This is a genomic window from Arenibacter nanhaiticus, assembly GCF_900141935.1.
Classification (GTDB): domain Bacteria; phylum Bacteroidota; class Bacteroidia; order Flavobacteriales; family Flavobacteriaceae; genus Arenibacter; species Arenibacter nanhaiticus.
The window spans coordinates 183,324-195,334 of record NZ_FQYX01000004.1 but is presented as its reverse complement, the minus strand read 5'-3'; the positions used below and the strand labels follow the sequence as shown (position 1 = coordinate 195,334).

At 39.3% G+C, this 12,011-nt stretch carries 8 protein-coding genes; 1 reads left to right on the top strand and 7 read right to left on the bottom strand.

Annotated elements, in window-relative coordinates; translation table 11 throughout:
- Positions 1–88: 88 nt before the first annotated feature.
- The 3 genes from hppD to uvrC all read right to left on the bottom strand — a co-directional run bounded on the left by hppD (position 89) and on the right by uvrC (position 5,674).
- Positions 89–1,231: a 4-hydroxyphenylpyruvate dioxygenase gene (hppD, locus tag BUA16_RS04210; RefSeq protein ID WP_072763389.1), complete on the bottom strand. Its 1,143-nt coding sequence runs from the start codon at positions 1,229–1,231 to the stop codon at positions 89–91.
- Between the two features lie 379 nt (positions 1,232–1,610).
- On the bottom strand, positions 1,611–3,869 hold the full coding sequence (locus BUA16_RS04205) for a patatin-like phospholipase family protein (RefSeq protein WP_072763388.1): 2,259 nt from the start codon (positions 3,867–3,869) through the stop codon (positions 1,611–1,613).
- A 17-nt stretch (positions 3,870–3,886) separates the two neighbouring features.
- Positions 3,887–5,674, bottom strand: a complete 1,788-nt coding sequence (gene uvrC / locus BUA16_RS04200) for an excinuclease ABC subunit UvrC (protein WP_072763387.1) — start codon at positions 5,672–5,674, stop codon at positions 3,887–3,889.
- 575 nt (positions 5,675–6,249) lie between these two features.
- Here uvrC and BUA16_RS04195 point away from each other — a divergent pair.
- A complete protein-coding gene (locus BUA16_RS04195) occupies positions 6,250–6,810 on the top strand; it encodes a 5-formyltetrahydrofolate cyclo-ligase (protein ID WP_072763386.1) in 561 nt (186 codons plus the stop codon).
- Here the strand turns inward: BUA16_RS04195 and BUA16_RS04190 are convergent.
- From BUA16_RS04190 to ileS, 4 genes are read right to left on the bottom strand one after another with little or no spacing between them, the layout of a single operon-like run.
- Positions 6,782–7,432: a lipoprotein signal peptidase gene (locus tag BUA16_RS04190; protein WP_072763385.1), complete on the bottom strand. Its 651-nt coding sequence runs from the start codon at positions 7,430–7,432 to the stop codon at positions 6,782–6,784. The genes BUA16_RS04195 and BUA16_RS04190 overlap by 29 nt on opposite strands.
- Before the next feature lie 39 nt (positions 7,433–7,471).
- Positions 7,472–8,092, bottom strand: a complete 621-nt coding sequence (locus tag BUA16_RS04185; RefSeq protein ID WP_072763384.1) for a hypothetical protein — start codon at positions 8,090–8,092, stop codon at positions 7,472–7,474.
- A 43-nt stretch (positions 8,093–8,135) separates the two neighbouring features.
- The gene (locus BUA16_RS04180; RefSeq protein WP_072763383.1) at positions 8,136–8,519 is read right to left on the bottom strand and encodes a TraR/DksA family transcriptional regulator; all 384 of its coding nucleotides are present in this window, start codon (positions 8,517–8,519) and stop codon (positions 8,136–8,138) included.
- A 4-nt stretch (positions 8,520–8,523) separates the two neighbouring features.
- Entirely contained in the window at positions 8,524–11,925 is a 3,402-nt protein-coding gene (ileS, locus tag BUA16_RS04175; RefSeq protein ID WP_072763382.1) for an isoleucine--tRNA ligase, read from the bottom strand.
- Between the last annotated feature and the right edge of the window lie 86 nt (positions 11,926–12,011).

The following is a 12,011-nucleotide window of genomic DNA, read 5'->3' as shown; positions in this document are numbered from 1 at the left end:
TAAAATTTAACGTAGTTTAACGGTTCTATTAACAGTATTTTATAGCTAAGGCATAAAAAGTGCTTGAGAAAGCATAAAATTTATATATCTATAAGGTTCCTCGCGCCTCTTGCTCTCTTTCTATAGCTTCAAAGAGTGCTTTAAAATTTCCCTTCCCAAAAGATTTTGCACCTTTCCTTTGAATAATTTCTATAAACATAGTAGGCCTATCCAATATCGGTTTTGTAAAAATTTGAAGCAAATACCCTTCATCGTCCCTATCTATTAAAATCCCCAGTTCTCTTAAGGGCTCCAAATCCTCATCTATTTGCCCTACACGATCTAAAACATCTTCGTAATAGCTGGCAGGCACCGTTAAAAACTCTACGCCCCTGTTTTTAAGGGCCGTTACCGTTTCTATGATATTATCTGTTGCCAAGGCCATATGCTGTACCCCTGCCCCATTATAAAAATCTATATACTCTTCTATTTGCGACTTTTTTCTTCCCTCTGCGGGTTCATTGATGGGGAATTTAATACGTCCATTGCCATTGCTCATTACCTTGCTCATAAGAGCCGTATATTCGGTAGAAATATCCTTGTCATCAAAGGACACCAATTGTGCAAACCCCATTACCTTGGCATAGAATTGGCACCATTTGTTCATTTCGTTCCACCCTACGTTTCCTACGATATGATCAATGTATTTTAATCCAACTTCCGCCGGTTTATAAAACGGATCCCATTTTCTAAACCCGGGCATAAATACCCCTTTATAATCTCCTCTTTCAACAAACACATGGACTGTTTCCCCATAGGTATGAATACCGGAAAGCACTACTTTCCCATGCTGATCTTCTAGGGTTTTGGGCTCAAAATAACTTTTTGCCCCCCTAGTGGTGGTTTCTTTATGGCTTTTTGTAGCATTGTCTACCCATAAGGCCACTACTTTAACGCCATCGCCATGAGCATCTATATGTTTGTTGATTTCTCCTCCAGATTGTAGGGGAGAACTAAGCACCAGCCTTATTTTATCTTGCTGCAGCACATAAGACACCTTGTCCTTTTGCCCCGTCTCCAAGCCGGCATAGGCCAATGGCCGAAAACCCCATGCAGCCATATAGTAATACGCCGACTGTTTCGCATTCCCTACATACAACTCTATGTAATCGGTCCCCAATAAAGGAAGGAAGTCTTGGGCTTCCGGATTTTCTATTGGTAATTTTAAAGAAGATTTATCTACTGTTGCCATGATGTTACAATTTTGAAATTATTAGATAATGTATATTGAATAAACGGTATATCAGAAGCTTTCCATAGTTTAAAAAGCGCTGTTCTTTCATACTCTATACTTACCACATTGCCCTAAGGTGGGCCGTAATATCTATTCTTAATCGCAGCATAATATTTATTGTTTACTTCCCTCCGCCCATTAAGCTTTCTTAATTTTCGCCAAGGGAAAATCGTCAGTATCACCCCTTAACATCAAAAGAACCCGTCTTACCTAAGCAGCATACCTCATTAGGAACACTATTCTATAGCAATATAGCAAATATCCCGAATATTTACACCTATCCTGTTGTTTTTCAATCGTTTCTACTTCCTATGTACCCAAAATACGCTAGGCACGCTTAGAACCAATATCCAATGCTGAAATAGAAATTATTGTCCTTGTTTTCTGGAGAGTAAGAGTACAGTACTTGCATGGGGCCTAGAAAAGACTGAAATCCATACCCTATGGCATAGCCCGTATATTTTGGGGCTTTAAACCAATCTGCTGTCCTAAAAAGGTCATCGTCTATATTTGCAACATTAGCCGCTAACACCAAATGGTTTTTGGGCACAAATTCATAATCTAGCCTAGCAGTTGCCTTTACATAACTATTCCCAACAAGGCTCAAAAAATCGTAGCCGTAAAAAGGCACAAAATTATTGATCAAATTAGTGCCGTATCCCCCCATTACAAAATCGAGGGAGGTCACCGGGGAAATACCCCATTTAAATCCACCTTCGGCTTCTAACTTCAGGTATAGGTTTTTAGCGGCAGAAAATGCCCAACCCATTTTAGCGCTTCCGATGGAGAAATCCTTAAAATTATCATTAAAATCTGAAGACAATATATAATAATGAAAATCCCCATCAAAGTAAAGTCCCTTCTTTGGGAAATAGATATCATCATACGTATCAAAGGTCAGTTTGCCGTAAGTGCTGAAAAAATTACTCTTTTCAAAATAAGTCTTAGATGCAGCCGGAGGGGGACCATCATTTGTACCCCCAGCAGAACCTAAGGTTCTAGTGCTGTATTGCAACCATTTATGCTCTAACCCCATAATAAAGGAAAATTCCTCTTCCAACACTGTTTGTAGGTATATTTGGTTTGTAAAGTCGGTGACCCCTAAATTTATTTTACGGATATTGGCATTATTCTCGACTTCGAAATTAGACTCTATCAAAGAAAAATCTATCTCCCTACTAAAATCGTTAAACCTAGAGTTCACTCCAAAACTCCAATAAAAACCACGGTCAACATAATATTCCAGATAATATCTAAGATTGTCGCCTATAATAAAATCGAACGAAGCCACATCATCATCTCTTAGAAAATTCTTTTTTGTCAGGTTAATAAGACCTGAACTTTTGTATAAATCGTCATAATGTACTCCAAGGCGGATGGACATTTTATCCATATTTTCTTTTAGTTTTAAAAATAGCCCCACCCCATTGCCATTGGAAAGCAATTCGTATTTTATGGCATTAAAGTTTCCCGTAGCAGATAAATTATTAATACCGCGTTCTAATTTGGCAAAGGTTATTTTTTCGTCTGTATTGAACCTTAATTTCCCTTTGATATACGCACTGGAATAATTGTTGTTTCCTTCAATCATGATCTCATTAACCAAGATACTATCCGATATTTGTGCCGGCCTAAAAGTATCGGGCTTATTGAGTGCCCTACCCCCAATTCTCTGTAATTCCAGAAGTTTTGACCTGGCAGCCTCCTCGCCATTTTTTATAATGGTATTTCCAAAGCCAAAATCTATCACGGAAAAATTCTTGATATCAGGGGTAATATAGATATCGGTTTCCTTAGATTTTATATCCATATCCCTAACGGTCCTATAGTTGTTAATCTGCAATAGGATTTCCGTGGCTGTCTGCAAGGCTTCCCTATCGGACAGGCCGTGTTGCACATCGACCCCAATAATGATATCGGCCCCCATATTGCGTACTTCTTGGATGGGGTAGTTATTGACTACGCCCCCGTCGACCAACACTCTTCCGTCTATTTCTACAGGTTTAAAAAGGGAAGGAAAGGTCCCACTGGCCAAAATAGCTTCGGGCAGGTACCCTTTATCTAAAAGCACTTCTTCCCCGGTTTCTACATCGGTAGCCATACAGAAAAACGGAATTTTCAATTTGCTAAAATCCTTGGTATCCTTAACGTGGTACAACAGCCTTACAAATTCATTATAAACGCTTTGTCCTCCGGAAATAGCCTGAGGAATAGACACTTTAAACCCGTTAAACGGCAAGGTCAGGGCATATCTTTCGGAATCTTCCTTTTCATAGAAGGTTTTGGCACTTCTCGGCAAGTTATCCTGGATCAAATTATTAAAATCGGTAGTGCTAAAAATAGAATCCAAGGCCGCTGCAGAATATCCCGAGGCATAGAGCGCTCCTATGATGGCCCCCATACTAGTACCACCGATATAATCGATCCTTACCCCGGCTTCTTCTATCACTTTTAAGACCCCTATATGTGCCAAGCCCTTGGCACCTCCGCCACTTAAAACAAGTCCCACTTTAAGATCCTGAATTTCATTAGGCACCTGTCCTTGGAAAAATTGAGAAAAAAGAAACAGACATAGTACTACCAGTGATTTTTGCATAGAGTTAAGATAAGGCTTTAATGAAACGATTCATAAATTTTCTTTGCTTTTGACCTGCCTACAATGCTTATTAAATTCTCCAAAGAGGCTTCCTTGATCCGTTTAACGGACTTAAAATATTTTAATAAATCTTCGACGGTTTTTTCCCCTATCCCATCGATACTTTCCAATTCCGAATTTATGGCGGCCTTGCTTCTTTTATCCCGATGGAAGCTTATCCCAAACCTATGGGCTTCATTTCTAAGCTGCTGGATTATTTTTAAGGATTCGGACTTTTTATCCAAGTAGAGGGGAATAGAATCTTCGGGGAAATATATTTCTTCCAACCGTTTCGCAATCCCGATAATGGCTATTTTTCCTCTAAGCCCTAAGTCGTCCAGACTTTTTACGGCCGAGGAAAGCTGTCCCTTCCCCCCATCGATGACAATTAGTTGCGGCAGGTCTTTCCCCTCTCTCAACAAACGATCATAGCGCCTGTACACCACTTCTTCCATGGAAGCAAAATCATCTGGCCCCACAACCGATTTAATATTAAAATGGCGGTAGTCTTTTTTAGAGGGCTTCCCGTCCTTAAAAACGACACAGGCGGCCACAGGGAAGGCACCTTGTATGTTAGAGTTGTCAAAACACTCTATATGCCTTGGCTCCTGAGACAACCGAAGATCGCTTTTCAATTGCGCCATGACTCTATTGGTATGCCGGTCTGGATCAATTATCTTAATCTGCTTAAATCGGTCTTGCCTAAAATACTTGGCGTTTCGTTCAGAAAGTTCCAATATTTTTTTCTTGTCGCCTAATTTTGGCACAGTCACTTTAAGTTCGGGCGGTAAGCTTACTGGAAAAGGCAGATAAAGTTCTCTGGAAAGGGATTGAAACCTTTGCCTTATCTCTACAATTGCCAATTGTAATAATTCTTCTTCCGTTTCCTCCAATTTCTTTTTTATTTCCATGGTATGGGAACGGATAATAGACCCATGGGATAGTTGCAAGAAATTAACATAGGCATATTCCTCGTCCGAAATGATGCTAAACACGTCTACATTATTGATTTTAGGATTTACTATGGTCGTTTTTACTTGATAGTTTTCTAAAACCTCTATTTTCTCTTTTATTTTTTGAGCTTCTTCAAATTTCATTTCTTGGGCCAAAGAAGTCATTTGCCCTCTAAAATAATGTAAGGATGCCTTAAAGTCGCCTTTTACAATTTCGCGTATTTCTTGAATTTGTCGGTTGTATTCTTCCTCTGACTGATAATCTTCACAAGGCCCTTTGCAATTCCCCAAATGATACTCTAAACACACCTTGTACTTGCCGTGGTCTATTTTTTCCTTAGACAGGTCGTAGTTACAGGTCCTTAAAGGATATACACTTTTTATAAGGTCTAATAGGGTATGTAAGGTCTTCATACTAGTATAGGGCCCAAAATATTCCGACCCGTCCTTTACAAGCCTTCTTGTAGCAAAAACCCGTGGAAACCTTTCCTTTTTTATACAGATCCAAGGATATGTTTTATCGTCTTTTAACAGCACATTATACCTAGGCCGATACTTTTTTATGAGGTTGTTCTCTAACAATAAGGCATCGGACTCCGTAGGCACTACAATATGCTGGATACTCCGTATTTTTTTTACCAATACCCGAGTTTTACCAGACTCATGGTTCTTACTGAAATAAGAAGACACCCTCTTTTTTAAATTCTTTGCCTTTCCAACATATAAAATTTTACCCTCCGCATCATAGAACTGATACACCCCCGGATTCTTTGGCAACGAACTTAATTGAACTTCTATGGGTATTTGAGTCATGTACTTGGTATAAATCTTTTTTTTAATCGCCTTACTTAAATTAGTGCGTTTTTATTTAATCCTACAAAAAACCCGCTCTTTTTTTAGGAAGATCTTCATGATCACAAAATAAGGATATAAAAGCTATTATTGAAGTTTGCACCCTCTTAATATTATTATAATTCCATCCTTTCACGCATATATTACATCAGCTTCCGGAAGGTATAAATTTAAGAAGTTTTTGTGTTTTAATTTTTTTTTTCAGCGATCCTCCCAATAAAAACCAACTTTCACAAACCTTCACAACCTGCTAATAATTAAACTAACAAGCTGTTAAATAGATCAATAGAATCTTAAATCTTGTTAAATGAAGGTGTATTTTGTCGATAAAACCATGCCTTTTACGGAATAAATCAGTTGTTTTTTTATATTTACCTGATTATTAGAAATATAAGATGGACAAATATTTAATTACTTTGGGAGCCTATTTAGTATTGATGGTCTTCTTCAAGATTTACTACACTATAGCAACTAAAAAGTAGCATTCTTTAGCGGTTCTTAGTATATTCGCTATACAGCCCGTTTGCTCAATAGTTATGTTAAAAAAAGAATTGCGTGCCACCTATGGCCAACGCCGTGAGCGCCTCAGCCACGAAGAAGTTTCAGAGGCCAGTATAGCCTTAGCCAACCAACTCCTCACCTTACCTATTTGGAATTTTGACTACTACCATTTGTTCCTATCCATCACCGAAAAGAAAGAGGTAGATACGGAATTTGTAATGTCCATTTTACAGGGAAAGGACAAAAACATTGTTCTTCCCAAGATGAGCGACAACCAATCTTTACTGAATTATTTACTAACCGACAATACGGTCATTAAGAAGAACAGTTGGAACGTTCCGGAGCCCCAAGACGGTATTGAGGTACCTCCCCTTAAAATAGACGTGGTGTTTTTACCCTTATTGGCATTTGACCTACAAGGAAACCGTGTAGGCTACGGCAAGGGGTATTACGACATTCTACTGCAGCAATGCCGACCGAATGTTATTAAGGTCGGACTATCTCTTTTTGAAGCCGAGGATAGAATATCGGATATCAATCCAGGGGATGTTCCTTTGGATTTTTGTGTTACTCCACAGCGGATTTATTCGTTTTAACTTTTTCTACACTATCTCCAAAGGCTTTCTTATTAAAGACAATAAGAATCCCTACCCCGGTACTAATAGCAGTATCGGCAATATTAAATACAGGTTCGAAAAAGCGAAAGGTATTGCCTCCAACAACAGGTATCCAATTTGGCCAGGTGGTGTCTACCATAGGAAAGTAAAGCATATCTACAACCTTCCCATGAAAGAGGCTGCCATACGGCTCTGATGAGAACAAAGTCGCTACCTGGGCATAACTATCATTAAAGATCATTCCGTAAAAAACAGAATCTATAATATTACCCAATGCCCCAGCAAAGATTAATGAGACGGCGAAAATTAAGGTCGTAGACGATTTTTTCTTGATGGTATCCAACAACCAGTAACCTATTCCCACGATTGCAAACAATCTAAAAATGGTTAAAACAAGCTTCCCTGTGGAATCTGCTATGGGAAATATATCGCTTAGCTTAGTCCCCCAAGCTGCCCCTTCATTTTCTATAAAAAGAATTTTAAACCAATTAAAAACATCTACGTATTCGCCAAGAACAAAATGGGTCTTTATATAGATTTTACTTACCTGATCTACGATTAAAATCAGCGCAATTAATAGAAGGGATTTTTTTAAATTCATTCTTTTCAATAAAATATAGATTCGGTAAAAATAGACATATTATTCGATTTTCCGAATGTTGATATTCCCGGTAATGGAATTAAGGGTAAAATGTGCATCTCCCTTGGGAATATTTTCGGTTTGTTTTACCCCATATTTGGTATTTGCCTTTATGAGACCTTTTTTTACCCCTAGCACAATAGCACCACTTTGTGTTGTTACGGCCGTATTCTCCCCCACATTGAACAAGGTACAGTTACCGTCGTTTAAAACAACCTTTAAGTCCGCATACTGGCCTTTCACATTGATATTGGCATTGGTACCGTAGACCAAGACTTGGAGGTGTTCTGGCACCCTAATTTTAAGTGCTATGGAAACAACCTTATGGGCACTTAGTTTATCGTTAGGATCTAAAAAACTAGGCTGAAAGCCTGCGCTGACCAATAGCGCGTTCCCTTCTTCTTTCACTTGAACCAAAACATTGTTCATATACTCCCCTTCCATGACCCCCTCTACGGACATTTCAGATCCGTTGATGGTAGCCAAGTCTACCTTAAAGCAGTCCTTGGTATCGATCTGAATATTGGTGATATGGGGGTTCAGAAAAGTTTTATGAACCATTTTCTGAGCATACAAAACAGGCAAGCTCATCGCAATAAGGAAGGTAAGCAGTTTTTTCATTCCATAAAAAAACGCCTTGTGAGGCGTTTTTTTTTTTAAATTTTTAAGCTTGTAAATTCTTTGCTTCTATGCTCAATGTTGCATGAGGCACCAATTTTAGTCGTTCTTTACTGATAAGCTTACCTGTGATACGACAAATGCCATAGGTTTTGTTTTCTATACGCAACAAAGCATTTTTTAAATCTCTAATAAACTTTTCCTGACGAATGGCCAACTGGGTATTTGCTTCCTTACTCATGGTTTCGGAACCTTCTTCGAAAGCTTTAAAGGTAGGAGAAGTATCATCCGTACCGTTATTACCATCGTTCATATAAGAACTTTTAAGCAGTTCCAAGTGACTTTTCGCTTTTACAATTTTTTCTTCGATTAGAACTCTGAATTCATTCAAATCCTTATCGGCATACCTTACTTTTAAATCTTCTGCCATAATGTTAATGTTTTACTATGAACAACTTTGTATTTATTTCGTCGAAAGAAACCTCAATTCCTTTCTCCAAAGTTTCTTCAAAATTGAGTTCAGCCGCTAAGGTTTCCGTTTTTATATAAGACATATTACTTACAACAGCCTCTTCGACAAAACCATCCTTCAATAATTTAATATCTATTTTATCAGTCACTTCAAAACCCGATTCTTTTCTCAGATTCTGAATTCTATTGACCAGTTCCCTGGCAATACCTTCATTTCTTAGGTCCTCTGTAATAGAAATATCCAAAGCCACTGTCAAGGCTCCTGAACTTGCTACTAACCAACCCTCAATATCCTGAGATGATATCTCTACATCTTGGAGCTGTAAAATAATACTTTTATCTTCAAGTTGTAAGATTATTTCGCCATTCTGCTCAATTTTTTGGATTTCTTCCTGATTTAGTTGAGAAACCGCTGCAGCAATAACCTTCATATCCTTCCCAAACTTAGGCCCTAGGGTCTTAAAGTTAGGTTTTATTTGTTTTACCAAGATCCCGGAAGCATCATCTAGGAGCTCTATTTCCTTAACATTCACTTCCGTTTTAATCAGATTGGCCACCGCTTCTATTTCCTGTCTCTGCTTATTATCGAGCACTGGAATCATAATCTTCTGTAGCGGCTGACGCACCTTGATCTTTTCTTTTTGGCGAATAGACAAGACCAGGGACGAAATGGTCTGGGCCTTTGCCATTTTACTTTCCAAGTCTTTATTGACCATGGTCAGATCGTACTTTGGAAAGTCTGATAAATGTACGCTTTCAAAAGAGTCTTTATGTGTTGTATTTGTTAAATCTTTGTATAATCTGTCCATAAAAAATGGCGCTACCGGTGCAGCTAATTTAGCGACCGTAGTCAAACACGTATACAAGGTCTGGTAGGCCGATATTTTATCGAATTGATAATCCCCTTTCCAAAAACGTCTTCTGCTTAAACGCACGTACCAGTTGCTCAGGTTTTCCTGCACATAGTTGGAAATAGCCCTAGTAGCCCTTGTGGGCTCGTATTCTTCATAGGCCTCATCTACCGTTTTTATCAGGGAATGCAGTTCAGATAAGATCCACTGATCTATTTCTGGGCGTTCCGATAAAGGAATATCAGCTTCCGAATAATCGAACTTATCTAAATTGGCATACATGGCAAAGAAAGAATAGGTATTGTACAGTGTTCCAAAGAACTTGCGCTTCACCTCTGCAATACCTTCTACATCGAACTTTAAATTGTCCCAAGGGTTGGCATTTGAAATCATGTACCAACGTGTCGCATCCGGACCGTATTCTTCCATGGTTTCGAAAGGATCGACGGCGTTGCCCAAACGTTTGGACATTTTCTTGCCTTCTTTATCCAACACCAATCCGTTAGACACTACGTTTTTATAGGCCACCGAATCAAATACCATAGTAGCAATAGCGTGCAGGGTATAGAACCAACCTCTTGTCTGGTCTACTCCCTCGGCAATAAAATCGGCCGGGAAGGTCTTTCCTTCATCGATCAGTTCTTTATTTTCGAAGGGGTAATGCCATTGCGCATAAGGCATGGAGCCACTATCGAACCACACATCGATCAGATCGCTTTCGCGAGACATCGGTTTTCCCGAAGGGGATACCAAGGTAATCTGATCTACTATATTTTTATGTAAATCTATTTTATCGTAATTCTCTTCGGACATATCGCCCACGACGAAATCCTTAAAGATATCTTCTGTGAGCACTCCGGCCGCCACGGCCTTTTCCATCTCCTGTTTCAGTTCGGCCACCGAACCAATGATGAGTTGTTCACTACCGTCATCGGTACGCCAAATTGGCAATGGAATCCCCCAATAACGAGATCGCGAAAGGTTCCAATCATTGGCATTCGCCAACCAGTTACCAAACCTACCTTCTCCCGTAGCTTTGGGCTTCCAATTGATGGTTTGGTTCAGTTGGAACATATTGTCCTTGACATCGGTGATTTTTATAAACCAAGAATCTAAAGGATAATACAATATAGGCTTATCTGTACGCCAGCAGTTAGGGTAGCTATGCACATACTTTTCTACCTTAAAGGCCCTGTTATCTTCCTTTAATTTAATGGCGATCTCTACATCCACAGATTTCTCTGGAGCTTCGCCTTCGTTGTAATATTCGTTTTTTACGTATTTCCCTGCGAGTTCCTTTAATTCGGGGCGGAATTTACCTTGTAAATCTACCAAAGGCACGGGGTTGTTATTTTCGTCCAACACCAACATCGGCGGCACCTCTGGTGTTGCTTGTTTCGCTACCAAGGCATCATCTGCCCCAAAGGTAGGTGCGGTATGCACAATTCCCGTTCCGTCTTCAGTAGTTACAAAATCGCCGGCAATGACCCTAAAGGCATTTTCCGGATTCTGATATGGTAGGGTATAGTCTAATAACTGTTCGTATTGAACCCCTACTAGGTCTGCTCCCTTGGCTTCTCCAAGGATCTGATAAGGGATTTTCTTGTCTTTTGAACTGTAGTTCGCAAAGTCGTCTTCACTTTCAGCAGCAAAGAATTTACCACTAAACTGCTTGCCTACCAAAGTGTTGGCAAGTACCACATGCATAGGTTCAAAAGTATATTGATTGAAGGTTTTTACCACTACGTAATCAATCTTAGGACCTACGGTCAAGGCAGTATTCGATGGCAATGTCCATGGCGTGGTCGTCCAAGCCAAGAAGAAAATATCGCCTTCTATGCCTTTAAAATTATCGCCCAAGGTTTCTTTTTTAACCTTAAACTGAGCCACCACAGTAGTATCGGTGACATCTTGATAGGTTCCTGGCTGGTTTAGCTCGTGCGAACTTAGTCCAGTTCCCGCTTTTGGGGAATATGGTTGTATGGTATATCCTTTATAGATAAGTCCTTTGTCGTAAATCTGTTTTAGCAACCACCATACAGATTCCATGTACTTGGATTTATAGGTGATATACGGATCTTCCATATCTACCCAATACCCCACCTTTTCTGTCATGGAGTTCCAAACGTCCGTATAGCGCATAACCGCTTTTTTACAGGCCGCATTGTAATCTTCTACAGAAATTTTGGTCCCAATATCTTCCTTGGTGATCCCCAATTCCTTTTCAACTCCTAATTCTATCGGTAGTCCATGGGTATCCCATCCGGCCTTACGTTTCACCTGAAAACCTTTCATGGTTTTGTAACGCGGAAAAATATCCTTGATAGTACGAGCCATCACATGATGGATTCCTGGCAATCCGTTTGCCGATGGAGGTCCCTCATAAAAAACATAACTCTCCTTTCCTTCCCTACTAGTTACACTTTTTTCAAATATTTGATTCTCCTTCCAATACTCCAAAATGCTTTCCGCAACTTTCGGTAAATCTAATCCTTTATATTCTTCAAACTTCATATTAACTAGTTGTAATGGTCCAAATTAAGTTTGCAAAATTACTAAATTCGAACAAATTTCTACGCATCTTACCCCTGCTAAAAAAA

Excerpts from the sequence above, each read along its gene's own strand:
- hppD (WP_072763389.1), bottom strand. The coding sequence starts at position 1,231 with ATGGCAACAGTAGATAAATCTTCTTTAAAATTACCAATAGAAAATCCG.
- BUA16_RS04205 (WP_072763388.1), bottom strand. The coding sequence starts at position 3,869 with ATGCAAAAATCACTGGTAGTACTATGTCTGTTTCTTTTTTCTCAATTT.
- uvrC (WP_072763387.1), bottom strand. The coding sequence starts at position 5,674 with ATGACTCAAATACCCATAGAAGTTCAATTAAGTTCGTTGCCAAAGAAT.
- BUA16_RS04195 (WP_072763386.1), top strand. The coding sequence starts at position 6,250 with ATGTTAAAAAAAGAATTGCGTGCCACCTATGGCCAACGCCGTGAGCGC.
- BUA16_RS04190 (WP_072763385.1), bottom strand. The coding sequence starts at position 7,432 with ATGAATTTAAAAAAATCCCTTCTATTAATTGCGCTGATTTTAATCGTA.
- BUA16_RS04185 (WP_072763384.1), bottom strand. The coding sequence starts at position 8,092 with ATGAAAAAACTGCTTACCTTCCTTATTGCGATGAGCTTGCCTGTTTTG.
- BUA16_RS04180 (WP_072763383.1), bottom strand. The coding sequence starts at position 8,519 with ATGGCAGAAGATTTAAAAGTAAGGTATGCCGATAAGGATTTGAATGAA.
- ileS (WP_072763382.1), bottom strand. The coding sequence starts at position 11,925 with ATGAAGTTTGAAGAATATAAAGGATTAGATTTACCGAAAGTTGCGGAA.